This window comes from Enterobacter sp. ECC-249 (assembly GCF_043965265.1).
GTDB classification, from domain to species: Bacteria; Pseudomonadota; Gammaproteobacteria; order Enterobacterales; family Enterobacteriaceae; genus Enterobacter; species Enterobacter quasiroggenkampii.
The window spans coordinates 2110246-2127276 of the sequence record NZ_CP143660.1 but is presented as its reverse complement, the minus strand read 5'-3'; the positions used below and the strand labels follow the sequence as shown (position 1 = coordinate 2127276).

Annotated in this window: 13 protein-coding genes; 9 read left to right on the top strand and 4 right to left on the bottom strand. The window is 55.9% G+C overall.

The window, feature by feature from the left end; all coding sequences use genetic code 11:
- Window positions 1–4: 4 nt before the first annotated feature.
- Window positions 5–2113, bottom strand: coding sequence for a bifunctional 23S rRNA (guanine(2069)-N(7))-methyltransferase RlmK/23S rRNA (guanine(2445)-N(2))-methyltransferase RlmL (gene rlmKL / locus V1587_RS10050; RefSeq protein ID WP_371898394.1), 2109 nt, complete (start codon window positions 2111–2113; stop codon window positions 5–7).
- Window positions 2114–2211: 98 nt separating this feature from the next.
- Between rlmKL and V1587_RS10045 the strand changes: the two genes are divergently transcribed.
- Window positions 2212–3321, top strand: coding sequence for a YcbX family protein (locus V1587_RS10045; protein WP_371898395.1), 1110 nt, complete (start codon window positions 2212–2214; stop codon window positions 3319–3321).
- On the opposite strand, the gene zapC is transcribed toward V1587_RS10045, so the two are convergent.
- Both zapC and pyrD read right to left on the bottom strand, forming a co-directional pair.
- On the bottom strand, window positions 3318–3860 hold the full coding sequence (zapC, locus tag V1587_RS10040) for a cell division protein ZapC (RefSeq protein WP_371898396.1): 543 nt from the start codon (window positions 3858–3860) through the stop codon (window positions 3318–3320). The genes V1587_RS10045 and zapC overlap by 4 nt on opposite strands.
- A gap of 166 nt (window positions 3861–4026) precedes the next feature.
- Window positions 4027–5037, bottom strand: coding sequence for a quinone-dependent dihydroorotate dehydrogenase (gene pyrD, locus V1587_RS10035; RefSeq protein WP_371898397.1), 1011 nt, complete (start codon window positions 5035–5037; stop codon window positions 4027–4029).
- Window positions 5038–5285: 248 nt separating this feature from the next.
- Between pyrD and ssuE the strand changes: the two genes are divergently transcribed.
- From ssuE to ssuB, 5 genes are read left to right on the top strand one after another with little or no spacing between them, the layout of a single operon-like run.
- Window positions 5286–5861 carry an NADPH-dependent FMN reductase gene (ssuE, locus tag V1587_RS10030; RefSeq protein ID WP_023335146.1) on the top strand — a complete coding sequence of 192 codons (576 nt, stop codon included), beginning with the start codon at window positions 5286–5288 and terminating at the stop codon, window positions 5859–5861.
- A complete protein-coding gene (locus V1587_RS10025; RefSeq protein ID WP_165556925.1) occupies window positions 5854–6816 on the top strand; it encodes a sulfonate ABC transporter substrate-binding protein in 963 nt (320 codons plus the stop codon). The genes ssuE and V1587_RS10025 overlap by 8 nt, the downstream gene beginning before the upstream one ends.
- Window positions 6813–7958, top strand: coding sequence for an FMNH2-dependent alkanesulfonate monooxygenase (ssuD, locus tag V1587_RS10020; RefSeq protein ID WP_371898398.1), 1146 nt, complete (start codon window positions 6813–6815; stop codon window positions 7956–7958). Before V1587_RS10025 ends, ssuD begins: the two co-directional genes overlap by 4 nt.
- Before the next feature lie 9 nt (window positions 7959–7967).
- Window positions 7968–8759 carry an aliphatic sulfonate ABC transporter permease SsuC gene (gene ssuC / locus V1587_RS10015; RefSeq protein WP_023311016.1) on the top strand — a complete coding sequence of 264 codons (792 nt, stop codon included), beginning with the start codon at window positions 7968–7970 and terminating at the stop codon, window positions 8757–8759.
- A complete protein-coding gene (gene ssuB, locus V1587_RS10010; protein ID WP_371898399.1) occupies window positions 8756–9526 on the top strand; it encodes an aliphatic sulfonates ABC transporter ATP-binding protein in 771 nt (256 codons plus the stop codon). Before ssuC ends, ssuB begins: the two co-directional genes overlap by 4 nt.
- A gap of 100 nt (window positions 9527–9626) precedes the next feature.
- Here the strand turns inward: ssuB and pepN are convergent, their stop codons facing one another.
- Complete coding sequence (gene pepN, locus V1587_RS10005) at window positions 9627–12239, bottom strand: aminopeptidase N (protein WP_371898400.1); 2613 nt, start codon at window positions 12237–12239, stop codon at window positions 9627–9629.
- 254 nt (window positions 12240–12493) lie between these two features.
- Here pepN and pncB point away from each other — a divergent pair, with 254 nt between their 5' ends.
- The 3 genes from pncB (at window position 12494) to V1587_RS09990 (ending at window position 16976) form a co-directional block, all read left to right on the top strand.
- On the top strand, window positions 12494–13696 hold the full coding sequence (pncB, locus tag V1587_RS10000; RefSeq protein WP_371898401.1) for a nicotinate phosphoribosyltransferase: 1203 nt from the start codon (window positions 12494–12496) through the stop codon (window positions 13694–13696).
- A gap of 166 nt (window positions 13697–13862) precedes the next feature.
- On the top strand, window positions 13863–15263 hold the full coding sequence (gene asnS / locus V1587_RS09995; protein ID WP_029739509.1) for an asparagine--tRNA ligase: 1401 nt from the start codon (window positions 13863–13865) through the stop codon (window positions 15261–15263).
- A 606-nt stretch (window positions 15264–15869) separates the two neighbouring features.
- Window positions 15870–16976 (top strand): porin, encoded by a 1107-nt coding sequence (locus V1587_RS09990; protein ID WP_371898402.1) that lies wholly within the window; start codon window positions 15870–15872, stop codon window positions 16974–16976.
- Window positions 16977–17031 lie beyond the last annotated feature (55 nt).

Genomic DNA, 17031 nt, shown 5'->3' with positions numbered 1-17031 from the left:
CCTTTCAGGCCGCGGTAATCAACCAGCAGTTATGAATTTGACGGTTACGGGCAAAGTCCTGAGACAGCGTTTTTTGGCTGATTTCTTGTGCTTTCAGTCCCAGGGCTGCTAAGCCGTCATGATCCATACGGAAGCCGCGTTTGTTGTTCGAGAACATAATGGTGCCGCCCTTACGCAGCATGCGCTTCAGGTCGGTCATCAGGCGCAGGTGATCGCGTTGTACATCAAAGCTATCTTCCATACGCTTGGAGTTGGAGAAGGTCGGCGGATCGATGAAGATCAGGTCGAACTGCTCGTCAGTATCGCGCAGCCAGCCCAGCACGTCGGCCTGCATCAGTCGGTGCTGACGTCCGGTCAGCCCGTTAAGACGCAGGTTGCGCTCCGCCCACTCAAGATAGGTGCGGGACATATCCACCGTGGTGGTGCTGCGTGCGCCGCCCAGACCGGCATGCACGCTGGCGCTGCCGGTATAAGAGAAGAGATTCAGGAAGTCCTTGCCTTTACTCATCTGGCCCAGCATGCGGCGGGCGATACGGTGGTCGAGGAACAGGCCGGTATCCAGATAGTCGGTCAGGTTGACCCACAGGCGCGCGTTGTATTCGCCCACTTCGATGAAGTCGCCCTTCTCGCCCATCTTCTGGTACTGATTTTTGCCTTTCTGACGTTCACGCGTTTTCAGCACCAGCTTGTTTGGCGCAATACCCAGCACGGCGATGGTGGCAGCAATGACGTCCAGCATGCGCTGACGCGCTTTTTGCGCATCAATGGTTTTCGGTGGAGCATATTCCTGAATCACCACCCAGTCCGCGTAGCGGTCAACCGCCACGTTGTACTCAGGCAGGTCGGCATCGTACAGGCGATAGCATTCAATGCCCTCCTGCTTCGCCCACTTCTCAAATTTCTTCAGGTTCTTGCGCAGGCGGTTGGCGTAATCTTCCGCCACGCCGGACGGCTTGCTGTCCGCCGCCTTCTCCGCCAGATGATAGTTCTTCTGCACGCAGTCCAGCGGGCCGTTTTTCGCCTTAAACTGGCGATCGGCACGCAGCTGCAGGCAGCTCAGCAGCTCCGGCGAGGCGCTAAATAGCGACAGATTCCAGCCGCCGAAGTAGTCCTTCATATTGCGGCCCAGCAGGCTGTGCAGGGCAATCAGCGCCGGTTCGCTGTCCAGACGCTCGCCGTATGGCGGGTTGCTGATCACGGTACCGTACGGGCCTTTTGGCAGCGGGTTGGTCAGGTTTGCCACGTCTTTCACCTCGAAGGTGACCAGCTCGCCGATACCGGCGCGACGGGCGTTGCTGCGCGCGCGTTCAATGACGCGCGGGTCGCTGTCCGAACCGTAGAAGTGGGAGGTGTACTCTGCCAGACCTTTGCGCGCGCGGGTCTGCGCGTCGTCTTTGACCTCTTTCCAGATCGCTTCGTCATGCTGTGCCCAGCCTTTGAAGCCCCAGTGACCGCGATGCAGCCCCGGCGCGCGGTCGGTTGCCAGCATGGCCGCTTCAATCAGCAACGTACCGGAACCACACATCGGATCGAGCAGCGGCGTGCCCGGCTGCCAGCCGGAGCGCATTACAATGGCGGCGGCCAGGGTTTCTTTAATTGGTGCCATACCGGTACGATCGCGGTAGCCGCGCAGGTGCAGCCCCGCGCCGCTCAGATCGAGGGAGATACTCGCCGTGTCGCCGTTCAGCCAGACGTTAATACGCAGATCCGGATTTTCGCGATCGACGTTCGGACGTTCCTTATTTTTACGCGTGAAGCAGTCCACAATGGCGTCCTTTACGCGCAGGGCACCGTACTGGCTGTTGCGAATCTCGTCGTTCACGCCGTTGAAATGCACCGCAAAGGTGGCATTGGGCGTGAAGATCTCTGTCCAGTCGATCATCTGTACGCCGGTATAGAGATCCAGGTCGCTATAGACCTTGCACTCCTTCATCGGCAGCATGATGCGCGACGCCAGACGGCTCCACATCAGGCTCTGGTAAATAAGCCGCGTGTCGCCCTCAAAATGGACACCACCCTGAACCACCTGGCACTCTTGCGCGCCCAGGCTTTCCAGTTCAGTTTTTAACAGCTCTTCCAGCCCACGGGCCGTACTGGCAAACAGAGAATTCATATCGTCACTTTTACTCTTAGAAAATTGTCGCGCATTATAGCTAATATGGCGTGTATGTCATAAAGTTGAAGGCTTATTTTCATTTGTGGGAGTGTGCAGTGGCGACGTTATCCAGGCTTTTTATTCATCCAGTGAAATCCATGCGCGGCATCGGCGTCTCTCACGCGCTGGCCGACATGAGCGGATTTGCCTTCGATCGTATTTTTATGGTCACCGAGCCTGACGGCACGTTCATTACCGCACGCCAGTTCCCTCAGATGGTTCGCTTTACCCCTTCCCCGCTTCATGACGGTTTGCACCTGACCGCGCCGGACGGCTCCAGTGCGGTTATTCGCTTTGCTGATTTTGCGCCTGTCGATGCGCCAACGGAAGTGTGGGGCAATCATTTTACCGCGCGCATAGCCCCGGATGAAATTAACCGCTGGCTGAGCGTTTTCTTCTCCCGCGACGTGCAGCTGCGCTGGGTTGGGCCTGAACTGACGCGTCGCGTGAAGCGCCACGACGCCGTTCCCCTCTCCTTCGCCGATGGCTTCCCGTTCCTGCTGACTAACGAAGCCTCGCTGCGTGATTTACAAGGCCGTTGCAAAGCCAGCGTTCAGATGGAACAGTTCCGTCCGAATCTGGTGGTGACGGGTGCCGGGGCATGGGAAGAAGATACCTGGAAAGTGATCCGCATTGGCAGCGTCATTTTTGACGTGGTGAAGCCCTGCAGCCGCTGCATTTTCACGACGGTCAGCCCGGAGAAAGGCCAGAAGCACCCTTCCGGCGAACCGCTGAAGACGCTGCAGTCATTCCGCACCGCGCAGGATAACGGCGATGTCGATTTCGGCCAGAACCTGATCCCGCGCTCCAGCGGCGCGATCCGCGTCGGTGATGAGGTAGAAGTGCTCGCCCGAGGGCCTGCAAGAGTGTACGGTTCAGGTCAGGAAGAAGAAATGGTCGACGTTGTGACAAATGTCGCCTCTGCGGTAGATATTCACTGGCAGGGTAACGTCATCCGGGGTAACAACCAGCAGGTGTTGCTTGAGCAGCTGGAACAAGCAGGGATCCGCATCCCCTATTCCTGTCGCGCGGGAATTTGCGGATGCTGCCGCATCAGGCTGGTGGATGGCGAAGTGAGTGCGTTGAAAAAATCGGCAATTGGAAATGACGGCACAATTCTGTGCTGTAGCTGCGTCCCGAAAACGTCCGTACAGCTGGAAGCTTAAACCGCCTGCTCGAGGCTAAAGGAATCTACGCGAAGCTGGGGCTTCAGCCTGTCGTTCATCACCTTAATGGCATCCCCAAGCTGCATCGTCCGCCCGGCAATCGTCACGCCGGGCTGGGCCAGCAAACAGAGCGCGGCATTTTCGCCAGGCTCCACCACCAGCAGGCTCACCTCTTCTGCGGTATCGCTCAGATTGACGCTCGCCGCATCGCCCGTTGCCGGAGTCCAGTTCATGCCGTGCGGCAGGAAATGCCAGCTCTTTGGCATTTGCGGCTTCAGGAAGCGGATAGCCACCAGCGCATTTAATACCAGCTCGGCGCGCTGCTCTTTCGAGAGCATCAGATCGCGACATTTTTCCTCAAAGGAGAAATAAAGCGCAGCGTCATCAACGCAAAAGCCTGACGGGGAAAAGGCGTCCGGGGTTAACATTCGGCGGGCAAAACGAGAGCGAAACAACATGCCATTGGCTAAGTCGAGCATCATTCGGTCATGCTCGTCGCAAAAATACCAGCGCCAGTTATCGTCAGGTTTAATTCGCATGTTTCTCTCCCGTCCCCGAAACGTCCTGTACTAAAAATGTCCCGATCGCCGCTTCGTTTATAACACCATTAATAAAAGACTATAATGTCTAAATAAGCAACAGTGACGGAATATAAAACAACCAGGGCTGGAAATAAAGCCCTGGTTGTCTGATTAAGAGAAAAGATTAGATATGCGTAACGATTTCTTTAATCAGCGGCGGCCCTTTAAAAATAAAGCCGGAATAGATTTGCACCAGCGACGCACCCGCCGCCATCTTCTCGCGCGCAGCAATCACGGAGTCAATGCCGCCGACGCCAATAATCGGCAAACGCCCATTTAATTCCGCAGACAGGGCGCGAATAATTTCGGTGCTTTTTAATTGTACCGGACGTCCACTTAACCCACCCGCTTCGTCACAGTTTTTCATTCCCTGCACGAGGGAACGATCGAGGGTGGTATTGGTCGCAATAACACCATCAATATTATGGCGAACCAAACTGTCGGCAACCTGGATCAATTCTTCGGCAGAAAGATCCGGGGCGATCTTAACCGCGACCGGAACATATTTATGGTGGATCGACTGAAGTTCATTTTGCTTATTTTTAATGGCACTCAGAAGATCGTCCAGCGCTTCGCCATATTGTAAGGAACGCAGGCCTGGAGTATTGGGTGAAGAAATATTCACCGCAATATAACCGGCATAGGCGTAGACTTTTTCCATACAAATCAGGTAGTCATCTTTACCCTGCTCGACCGGCGTGTCTTTATTTTTGCCGATATTGATGCCGAGTATTCCGTCAAAGTGGGCTTTTTTAACGTTCTCAACGAGGTGATCAACACCGAGGTTATTGAAGCCCATGCGGTTGATCAGCCCTTCGGCTTCCACCAGTCGGAACAGGCGCGGCTTGTCATTTCCCGGCTGCGGGCGCGGGGTGACGGTGCCGATTTCAATGGAGCCAAAGCCCATCGCGCCCAGGGCATCAATGCACTCGCCATTTTTATCCAGACCGGCCGCCAGACCCAGCGGATTTTTAAAGGTCAGCCCCATGCACTGCACAGGTTTTACCGGAACATGCTGGCGCACCAGCGCGGCCAGAGGCGTTCCGGTAATACGACGTAATTGCTGGAATGTAAATTCATGAGCGCGCTCAGGGTCGAGCTGGAAAAGGGCTTTACGAACGAAGGGGTAGTACATGAACTCTCCTGGATTCCCGGTGTGCAAACCGGGAGGGGATTATGGGCGATCCCGGCGCGAAAGGGAATTGACCTGCGGCAAAAAATCGGCGTAAAACGCAATCGTTTACCTCACCGTCTATTTCTTATGCACTTTTTCGCATTTTAATTGCAGATAAATCATTTAGTGGAATAAACGCGCGGTGTCACACTCCTTAAAATTGTTATGAATATTAGATAAAAGCAAACAATTAGTTATAAGGAGGAAGTATGCGCGTCATTACCCTGGCCGGAAGTCCACGATTCCCTTCGCGCTCCAGCGCCCTGCTGGAATATGCCCGTGAAAAACTCAATGCTCTGGATGTGGAAGTGTGCCACTGGAACCTGCATAACTTCGAACCTGAAGATTTGCTCTACGCCCGTTTCGACAGCCCAGCGCTTAAAACGCTCATCGAGCAGCTTAACGGCGCTGACGGCTTAATTGTGGCAACGCCCATTTATAAAGCCTCTTTTTCCGGAGCGCTGAAAACCCTGCTCGATCTGCTTCCGGAACGCGCGCTGGACGGCAAAGTCGTGCTGCCGCTGGCAACGGGCGGTACGGTTGCTCATTTACTGGCCGTGGATTACGCCCTGAAGCCGGTGCTGAACGCGCTGAAAGCGCAGGAGATCCTCCACGGCGTTTTCGCCGATGACTCCCAGGTCATCGACTATCAGCACAAACCCCACTTTACGCCAAACCTGCAAACCCGCCTCGATACTGCTCTGGAAACCTTCTGGCATGCCCTGCATCGCCGGGATATCCAGGCGCCGGCGTTTGGTCAGCCTCAAGGAGTCGCACATGTTTAAAACCTTAACCCGCATCGGACTGGCCGGTTTGATGGCGCTTACCTCGCTGGCCCATGCCGCAGAAACGGCTCCGGAAAGCTTACGTATCGGCTATCAGAAAGGCAGCGTCAGCATGGTGCTGGCAAAAAGCCACCAGCTTCTGGAAAAACGCTTCCCGGACACCAAATTCTCCTGGGTAGAGTTCCCGGCCGGCCCGCAGATGCTGGAGGCCCTGAACGTTGGCAGTATCGATCTCGGCAGCACGGGCGATATTCCCCCTATTTTCGCCCAGGCGGCGGGAGCGGACCTCGTCTATGTCGGCGTTGAGCCGCCCAAGCCGAAGGCCGAGGTGATCCTCGTGCCAGAAAACAGCGATATCAAAAGCGTCGCCGACCTCAAAGGCCATAAGGTCGCATTCCAGAAAGGTTCCAGCTCACACAACCTGTTGCTGCGTGCCCTGCAAGAGGCCGGGCTCAAGTTCACTGACATTCAGCCTGTTTACCTGACGCCTGCCGACGCGCGCGCCGCGTTCCAGCAGAAGAACGTTGATGCCTGGGCCATCTGGGATCCGTACTACTCTGCCGCATTGCTGCAGGGCGGCGTTCGCGTGCTGAAAGACGGTACCACGCTGAAGCAGACCGGTTCGTTCTATCTGGCCGCGCGCCCTTATGCGGAAAAGAACGGCGCATTTATTCAGGGCGTGCTGGATACCTTTACCCAGGCCGATGCCCTGACTCAGAGCCAGCGTCAGGAGAGCATTGCCCTGCTGGCGAAAACCATGGGCTTACCTGAGCCGGTGATCGCGAGCTATCTCAACCACCGTCCACCCACCACTATTACGCCCGTGGACGCGCACGTCGCCGCGCTTCAGCAACAAACGGCTGATCTCTTCTATCAAAACCACCTGGTACCAAAACAGGTCACTATTCGCGAACGCATCTGGCAGCCCGCAGGCAAAGAAGGAGCTAAATCATGAGTCTGAATCTTTTCTGGTTTTTACCCACCCACGGTGATGGACACTATCTTGGTACAGAAGAGGGCTCGCGCCCGGTTGACCACGGCTACCTGCAGCAGATTGCGCAGGCGGCGGACCGAATCGGTTTCACCGGGGTGCTGATACCAACCGGACGGTCATGTGAAGATGCGTGGCTGGTCGCCGCGTCGATGATCCCGGTCACCCAGCGCCTGAAGTTCCTGGTCGCGTTACGCCCGAGCGTCGTCTCCCCTACCGTGGCGGCACGTCAGGCGGCAACGCTGGACCGACTGTCCAACGGCCGCGCCCTGTTTAACCTGGTGACGGGTAGCGATCCGCAGGAGCTGGCGGGCGACGGCGTGTTCCTCGACCATACCGAACGCTACGAAGCCTCCGCCGAGTTCACCCGCGTCTGGCGACGTCTGCTGGAAGGGGAAACCGTCACCTTTGAAGGCAAGCATATTCACGTTCGCGACGCGAAGCTCTACTTCCCGCCGGTGCAGCAGCCGCGCCCGCCGCTCTATTTTGGCGGATCGTCGGATGTGGCGCAGGATCTGGCAGCAGAGCAGGTCGATCTCTATCTGACCTGGGGCGAACCGCCGGAGCTGGTGAAAGAAAAAATTGCTCAGGTTCGCGCTAAGGCGGCCGCCCATGGCCGCAAGGTGCGCTTCGGCATTCGCCTGCACGTGATTGTGCGCGAAACCAATGAAGAAGCCTGGCAGGCGGCGGACCGTCTGATCTCCCATCTGGATGATGAAACGATCGCCAGAGCCCAGGCCGCGTTTGCCAAAACCGACTCCGTCGGGCAGCACCGAATGGCGTCCCTGCACAACGGCAAGCGCGAGAACCTGGAGATCAGCCCGAACCTGTGGGCGGGCGTCGGTCTGGTACGCGGCGGCGCGGGCACTGCGCTGGTCGGCGACGGCCTAACCGTGGCCGCGCGCATTAATGAATACGCCGAACTGGGCATCGACAGCTTCATTCTCTCCGGTTATCCGCATCTGGAAGAGGCGTACAAGGTGGGCGAACTGCTGTTCCCACATCTGGATGTCGCCATTCCGGAGGTTCCGCAGCCGCAGCGGCTTCAGCTTCAGGGCGAAGCCGTGGCGAACGAATTCATTCCACGCAAAGCCGCACAGAGCTAAGGAGTGACCATGTCTGCCACCTCACAAAAATGGCTGCTGCGCGCCGCGCCGTGGTTTTTACCCGTCGGCATTGTGGCGCTCTGGCAGCTCGCATCGTCTACCGGCTGGCTGTCGAGCCGAATTCTGCCCTCTCCGGAGGGCGTTGTAGAAGCGTTCTGGTCGCTGAGCGTGAGCGGAGAGCTGTGGCAGCACCTGGCGATCAGCTCCTGGCGCGCCGTGATTGGGTTTTCCATCGGCGGCAGTATCGGTCTGGTTCTGGGCCTGATCAGCGGCCTTTCCCGCTGGGGCGAGCGGCTGCTGGATACCTCCATTCAGATGCTGCGTAATGTGCCGCATCTGGCGCTGATCCCGCTGGTCATTTTGTGGTTTGGAATTGATGAGAGTGCCAAGATCTTCCTCGTGGCGCTGGGCACATTGTTCCCGATCTACATTAATACCTGGCACGGCATCCGCAATATCGATCGCGGTCTGGTGGAGATGGCGCGCAGCTACGGCTTATCGGGTTTTTCCCTCTTTATTCATGTCATTCTGCCGGGCGCCCTGCCCTCCATTATGGTCGGGGTGCGTTTTGCGCTCGGCCTGATGTGGCTGACGCTGATTGTGGCGGAAACCATTTCAGCTAACTCCGGGATTGGCTACCTGGCGATGAACGCCCGCGAATTCCTGCAAACGGACGTGGTGGTGGTTGCCATTATCCTTTATGCCCTGCTCGGCAAACTCGCTGACGTCAGCGCCCAGTGGCTGGAGCGCAGCTGGCTGCGCTGGAACCCGGCCTATACCCTTCAGGAGGCGAAAGCATGAATACTGCACGACTGAATCAGGGGACCCCGTTACTGCTGAACGGCGTCACCAAACGCTACGGCGAAAACACCATTCTTAACGGGCTGGATCTGCATATTCCCGCCGGACAGTTTGTGGCCGTCGTCGGGCGCAGCGGCGGAGGCAAGAGTACGCTGCTACGGCTGCTGGCCGGACTGGAAGCCCCCAACGGCGGCGACATTCTGGCAGGGACAACGCCGCTTGCGAATATTCAGGACGATACCCGCATGATGTTCCAGGACGCGCGGCTGCTGCCGTGGAAAACGGTTATCGACAACGTCGGGCTCGGTCTTAAGGGCAACTGGCGGGATGAAGCCCGCCAGGCGCTGGCCGCCGTTGGGCTGGAAAATCGAGCCGATGAATGGCCTGCTGCCCTTTCGGGTGGACAGAAGCAGCGCGTGGCGCTGGCGCGGGCGTTGATTCACCGTCCGGGCCTGCTGTTGCTCGATGAACCGCTGGGCGCGCTCGACGCCCTGACGCGAATCGAAATGCAGGATTTGATTGGATCCCTCTGGCAGGCGCACGGCTTTACGGTACTGCTGGTGACGCATGACGTGAGCGAAGCCGTCGCCATGGCTGACCGGGTGCTGTTAATAGAGGAAGGGAAAATAGGTCTGGATCTGACGGTGGATCTTCCGCGGCCTCGTCGCGTGGGCTCGGCAAGACTGGCGGAGCTGGAAGCGGAAGTGCTGGATCGGGTGATGAAACGGGGGGGTACGGAGTTAGAACGGGCTAAGGCTAATGCCTGATGCCCTCACCCCGGCCCTCTCCCACGGGGAGAGGGAGTAAACACTAAAAACGGCAACCGAGGTTGCCGTTTTGCTTTTACCTGCCCACCGGGCTTTTACATCAGGCAAGCGCTTTAGCAATCTTCTCGTACAGATCGCCAGACAGGTTTTCCAGCCCTTTCAGCTGCTCAAGCGCGGCACGCATCTTCGCCTGACGCTTCGCATCGTAGCGTTTCAGACGGATCAGCGGCTCAATCAGACGCGACGCCACCTGCGGGTTACGGCTGTTCAGCTCGGTCAGCATTTCCACCATGAACTGATAACCGCTGCCGTCTTCGGCGTGGAACGCGGCCGGGTTGCTGCTGGCAAACGCGCCAATCAGCGAACGCACGCGGTTTGGGTTGCTCAGGGTAAAGGAGCGATGCTTCAGCAGGCTGCGTACGTTGCTGAGCGCATCGGCCGCCGGACTGGTCGCCTGCAGGATGAACCACTTGTCCATCACCAGGCCATCCTGATGCCACTTGTCGTCGTACTCCTGCATTAGCGCATCACGGCACGGCAGTTCAGCGGCAACGCTTGCGCCCAGCGCGGCCAGCGCGTCGGTCATGTTATCCGCTTCGTGATACTGCTTGCTCACCAGGGTGTTCGCCAGCTCGGTTTCACCAAACGCCAGATAGCGCAGGCAGGTGTTGCGCAGAGAACGTTTACCAATGTCCGCATGCTCAACGCGATAAGCGTCAAGCTTGTTGGCGTTATAAATAGCCAGGAACTCGTCCGCCAGTTCAGCAGCCAGCGTACGGGTCAGCGCTTCACGCACCGCCACGATCGCGATCGGATCGATAATTTCGAACAACTCCGCGATTTCAGTCGCTGACGGCAGGGTCAGAATTTCAGCGGCCAGCGCCGGGTCAATCTTCTCATCCAGCAGGATTGCGCGGAACGCGTCAGCTACGTGAACAGGCAGCGACAGCGGCTGGCCCTGCTGATGACGGTTTACGTTGAGCTTGATGTAGGTCGCCAGCAGGCTTTGTGCGGCATCCCAGCGGGAGAAGTCGTTACGCGCGTGACGCATCAGGAACGTCAGCTGCTGATCGCTCCACTTGTACTCCAGCTTCACCGGCGCGGAGAACTCACACAGCAGCGCAGGCACCGGCTGGAAGTAGACGTTATCGAAGATAAAGGTCTGTTCGGCCTGGGTCACGTTCAGCACGTGGTGTACCGGGTGGCCGCCCTTCTGCAGCGGGATGACTTTGCCTTCGTTATCGTACAGCTCAATGCTGAACGGAATATGCAGCGGATATTTCTCTTCCTGCTCCGCCGTCGGCGGCGTGCGCTGGCTGATGGTCAGCGTGTACTGCTCGGTTTCCGGATTGTAATCGTCTTTGACGGTAACAATCGGCGTACCGGCCTGGCTGTACCAGCGGCGGAAGTGGGAAAGATCGACATTGGAGGCATCTTCCATCGCCTGCACAAAATCGTCGCAGGTGGCCGCGCTGCCGTCATGACGCTCGAAGTACAGCTGCATCCCTTTCTGGAAGTTCTCTTCCCCCAGCAGGGTGTGGATCATGCGGATAATTTCAGCGCCTTTCTCATACACCGTCAGGGTGTAGAAGTTATTCATTTCGATGACTTTATCCGGGCGGATCGGATGCGCCATTGGGCTGGCATCTTCCGCAAACTGCAGGCCGCGCATGGTACGCACGTTGTTGATGCGGTTTACCGCGCGTGAACCCAGATCGGAGCTGAACTCCTGGTCACGGAAGACGGTCAGGCCCTCTTTCAGGCTCAGCTGGAACCAGTCGCGGCAGGTGACGCGGTTGCCGGTCCAGTTGTGGAAATATTCGTGGCCGATGACACGTTCGATATCGAGGTAGTCTTTATCGGTGGCGGTATCGGTACGCGCCAGCACGTATTTGGAGTTAAAGACGTTGAGGCCTTTATTCTCCATTGCGCCCATATTGAAGAAATCAACGGCGACGATCATATAGATGTCGAGGTCATATTCGAGGCCAAAGCGCTCTTCGTCCCACTTCATGGAGTTGATGAGGGAGGTCATCGCCCACGGCGCGCGGTCCAGGTTGCCGCGGTCAACAAACAGCTCCAGCGCCACCTCGCGGCCTGAGCGCGTTTTGAAGGTGTCGCGCAGCACGTCGAAATCGCCCGCCACCAGCGCAAACAGGTAGCACGGTTTCGGGAATGGATCCTGCCACTGAACCCAGTGACGACCGTTCTCCAGCTCGCCTTCACCTACGCGGTTGCCGTTGGAGAGCAGGAAGGGATACAGGGTTTTATCGGCGATGATTTTGGTGGTGAAGCGCGCCAGGACATCCGGGCGGTCGAGATACCAGGTAATGTGGCGGAACCCTTCCGCTTCACACTGGGTGCACAGCGCCACGCCAGACTGGTACAGCCCTTCCAGCGCGGTATTGGCGGCCGGGCTGATCTCATTCACGATGCGCAGCGTAAACTGTTCCGGCAGGTTGTCGATGACCAGCTGGTTGTTTTCTTCTTTATAGTCCGACCAGGCTTCATCATTAATATGCAGGGAGACCAGCGTCAGGTCTTCGCCATCCAGACGCAGCGGCACGGCAGTTGCGCTGTGGCGCGTCACCTGACTCACCGCCGTGACAACGGTTTTAGTGGCATCCAGGTCAAAAGTCAGATCGATTTCGCTAATCAGATAATCCGGCGCACGGTAGTCGTGGCGGTATTTGGCTTGTGGCTGTTGTGTCATAGAAAACCTTATGCATCGTTTGTCGAGTAACGTTTCAATATATTCCTGTTGCGCAAAACGCGCTATGCAGAATGTTCATCTTTTCAGGGTCAACACCCTTTTTTGCTACATTTGTATAACACGGGGCACAAAATGCCCTCGACCATAAAACGCGCTTATGTTGTGATCGGGGTTCAATAAATCACTAAACAAGGTATACTCCGGAGTTGTTTATTGTACTAAACGCTCCTGTGAGAGGATGCTACTGCGCACCTATGACTCAATTCGCTTCTCCAGTTCTGCATACGTTGCTGGATACCGACGCGTATAAACTGCATATGCAGCAAGCCGTTTTCCACCATTACTATGACGTTCATGTCGCGGCGGAATTCCGCTGCCGTGGCGACGACTTGCTCGGTATCTACGCGGACGCCATTCGTGAACAGGTCAGTGCTATGCAGCATCTGACGCTGCAGGACGAGGAATATCAGTGGCTTTCTGGCCTGCCTTTCTTCAAAGCCGACTACCTGAACTGGCTGCGCGATTTCCGCTATAAGCCGGAACAGGTCACCGTGGTTAACGATAACGGCAAGCTGGATATTCGCCTTGAAGGTCCGTGGCGGGAAGTGATCATGTGGGAAGTGCCGCTTCTGGCGGTGATCAGTGAACTGGCTCACCGCTACCGTTCACCGGAAACGGGCGTAGCGCAGGCGGTCACCTCGCTGGAAAACAAGCTCGCTGACTTCTCCACGCTGACCGCAGGGCTGGACATGTCCCGCTTCCGCCTGATGGACTTTGGCACCCGCCGCCGTTTCTCGCGTGACGTTCAGGAGGCCATTGTTAAACGTCTGCAGCAGGAGCCGTGGTTCGTTGGCACCAGTAACTACGATCTGGCACGCCGCCTCAACCTGACGCCGATGGGCACCCAGGCACACGAGTGGTTCCAGGCGCATCAGCAGATCAGCCCTGACCTGGCTAACAGCCAGCGTGCGGCACTGGCCGCATGGCTTGAGGAGTACCCGAATCAGCTCGGGATCGCCCTCACCGACTGTATTACGATGGATGCCTTCCTGCGCGACTTTGGTCCCGAGTTCGCTGAGCGTTACCAGGGATTACGCCACGACTCCGGAGATCCGGTTGAATGGGGCGAGAAGGCCATTGCCCATTACGAGAAACTCGGCATTGACCCGATGAGCAAGGTTCTGGTCTTCTCCGATAATCTCGACCTGGCGAAAGCGGTCGAACTCTACCGCCATTTCAACACCCGAGTGAACCTGAGTTTCGGGATCGGTACCCGTCTGACCTGCGATATCCCTCAGGTAAAACCTCTGAATATCGTCATCAAACTGGTGGAATGTAACGGCAAGCCGGTGGCAAAACTCTCCGACAGCCCGGGCAAAACCATCTGCCATGACAAAGCGTTTGTCCGCGCACTGCGTAAAGCGTTCGATCTTCCCCAGATCAAAAAAGCCAGTTAAGCGCTTACGGGAGCCTTCAAGGCTCCCCTCTTCTTATTTATTTCTCAATTCTTCTCTTTTGACTGCGAAATTTACTTGTCTGATAGCGGATGGCAGGTAACATAGATATCCCCCCATAAGGGTGGACAAGTGTTTATTTTTTCCGACTATTAACAGAGAGAATATTATGAGCGTTGTGCCTGTAGCCGACGTACTCCAGGGCCGTGTCGCCGTTGACCAGGAAGTCACCGTGCGCGGATGGGTGCGTACCCGCCGAGATTCTAAAGCTGGCATCTCCTTCCTTGCCGTCTATGACGGTTCCTGCTTTGATCCTGTACAGGCCGTCATTAATAATTCTCTGCCCAATTACAATGATGACGTTCTGCGCCTGACAACCGGTTGCTCCGTAATTGTTACCGGCGTGGTTGTGGCATCACCGGGCCAGGGCCAGAGCTTCGAAATTCAGGCTTCTGCGATTGAAGTCACCGGCTGGGTTGAAGATCCGGACACCTATCCGATGGCTGCAAAACGTCACAGCATCGAATATCTGCGTGAAGTCGCCCACCTGCGTCCGCGTACCAACCTGATTGGTGCGGTGGCGCGCGTGCGTCATACGCTGGCGCAGGCGCTGCATCGTTTCTTCGATGAGCAGGGCTACTTCTGGGTGTCTACCCCGCTGATCACCGCGTCCGATACGGAAGGTGCCGGTGAGATGTTCCGCGTCTCGACGCTGGACATGGAAAACCTGCCGCGCACGCCGGAAGGTAAAGTGGACTATGACAAAGACTTCTTTGGTAAAGAAGCTTTCCTGACGGTATCTGGTCAGCTCAACGGCGAAACGTACGCCTGTGCGCTGTCTAAGATCTACACCTTTGGCCCAACCTTCCGTGCCGAAAACTCCAACACCAGCCGTCACCTGGCGGAATTCTGGATGCTGGAGCCGGAAGTGGCCTTCGCCGATCTGGACGATGTTGCGGGTCTGGCGGAAGCGATGCTGAAGTATGTGTTCAAAGCGGTGCTGGAAGAACGTCCTGACGACATGAAATTCTTCGCAGAACGCGTAGACAGCGATGCTGTGGCGCGTCTGGAGCGTTTCGTCTCTGCCGACTTTGCGCAGGTGGACTATACCGACGCGGTGGCGATCCTCGAGAAATGCGGTGAGACGTTCGAGAACCCGGTTTACTGGGGCGTTGACCTGGCGTCTGAGCACGAACGCTATCTGGCCGAGAAACATTTCAAAGCGCCGGTTGTCGTTAAAAACTACCCGAAAGACATTAAGGCCTTCTACATGCGCCTTAACGAAGACGGTAAAACCGTGGCAGCGATGGACGTCCTGGCGCCGGGCATCGGTGAAATCATCGGTGGCTCTCAGCGTGAAGAACGTCTTGACGTGCTGGACGCGCGTATGGAAGAGATGGGGCTCAACCCAGCTGACTACAGCTGGTACCGCGATCTGCGTCGTTACGGTACCGTACCGCACGCCGGTTTTGGTCTGGGCTTCGAGCGTCTGATTGCCTACGTTACCGGTGTTCAGAACGTACGCGACGTGATCCCGTTCCCACGTACTCCACGTAACGCCAGCTTCTAATCGGTAAAAAACTAAAATGGCCAGCAGATGCTGGCCATTATTTTATTCTGTATTGTCAGTTTTCGTCAGCGTAAAGTCAGCGTCTTTAAACCTTATCCCCGTCACAACCACTACCTGTTACGTTTTGTTTCCGCGAAACATCCAGCCACAAAAAATAAACCCCATTATTATTGCGATTATTACACCTTCGGGCATTAGCACAAATTTCAACCACTTTTTCAGCCGTCCGGAAGGCCTTTTAAAGCCATAAGAAAAAATGAGTCGTTTAGCGTCTGTTTATATGAAATGCCTTTATCCAAATTAATCATAAGGAATTCATATATATAGGATATGCCCTGTCGCTTAATTCGCCAGGTCGCTCTGAAGTTTGAGGTGGTTCACAAAGTTCCCAAAAATACACATTTAGTTACACATAATTTCTTTTGGTTACTTAATCTTGAGAATTGTAGCACTTTCAGGCTAGCGAAACGCTTCGGCGAATGGAAAGATGCCTGTCAGATACATAAAGACACCAAACTCTCATCAATAGTTCCGGAAATATTTATTGACAGAATTTATTGACGGCAGTGGCGAGTGTCATAAAAAAACCAATGAGGGTAATAAATAATGATGAAGCGCAATATTCTGGCAGTGGTAATCCCTGCCCTGCTGGTAGCCGGTGCAGCTAACGCTGCAGAAATCTATAACAAGAACGGCAACAAACTGGACTTCTACGGGAAAGTTAACGCCGAGCACGATTTCGTGACTTCCGGTGATAACACCAACAATAACGACGCTACCTACGCGCAGATCGGTTTCAAAGGCGAAACTCAGATCAACGACCAGCTGACCGGTTACGGCCAGTGGGAATACCGTTTCCTGGCCAACCAGGCTGAAAATGGTACTCAGACTAACAAAAACCGTCTGGCATTCGCTGGCCTGAAAGCGGGCGATGCTGGCAGCATCGACTACGGTCGTAACTACGGTATCGTTTACGACGTAGAATCATACACCGATATGGCGCCGTCCTTCTCAGGTATGACCTGGGGCGGTAACTATGTTGATAACTTTATGACCAGCCGCAGCACCGGTCTGCTTACCTACCGTAACAGCAACTTCTTCGGTCTGGTTGACGGCCTGAGCCTGGGCGTTCAGTACCAGGGCAAAAACGACCGTTCTGACGTTAAAACCTCTAACGGTGACGGCGTAGGCTACTCTCTGGGTTACGACTTCGGCGAAGGCTTCGGTGCAATCGCATCTTACAGCAACGCTAACCGTACTCTGAACCAGAAAGCTGATGGGGAAGGTGATAAAGCTGAAGCATGGGGTGTTGGTCTGAAATACGACGCTAACAACATCTACCTGGCAACCACCTATGCAGAAACCCGTAACACCACCCGTACCGGTTCTAACGGTGACGCTGGCTTCGCTAACAAAACGCAGAACTTCGAAGTGGTTGCTCAGTACCAGTTCGATTTCGGCCTGCGTCCAGCAATCTCCTACGTGCAGACCAAAGGTAAAGACCTGGCTGCCGTCAATGGCTTCAGCGGTGGCGATGCAGACCTGGCTAAATTCATCCAGGTTGGTACCACTTACTACTTCAACAAAAACTTCAACGTGTGGGCTGACTACTACATCAACCTGCTGGACAAAGACTCCGACTACGCGAAAGCTGTTGGCGGTCTGAACGGCAACGACGATATGGCTGCTGTGGGCGTAACCTACCAGTTCTAATCAGAACACCACTTTGTTATATGCTTAATGAACAGGGCTTCGGCCCTGTTTTTTT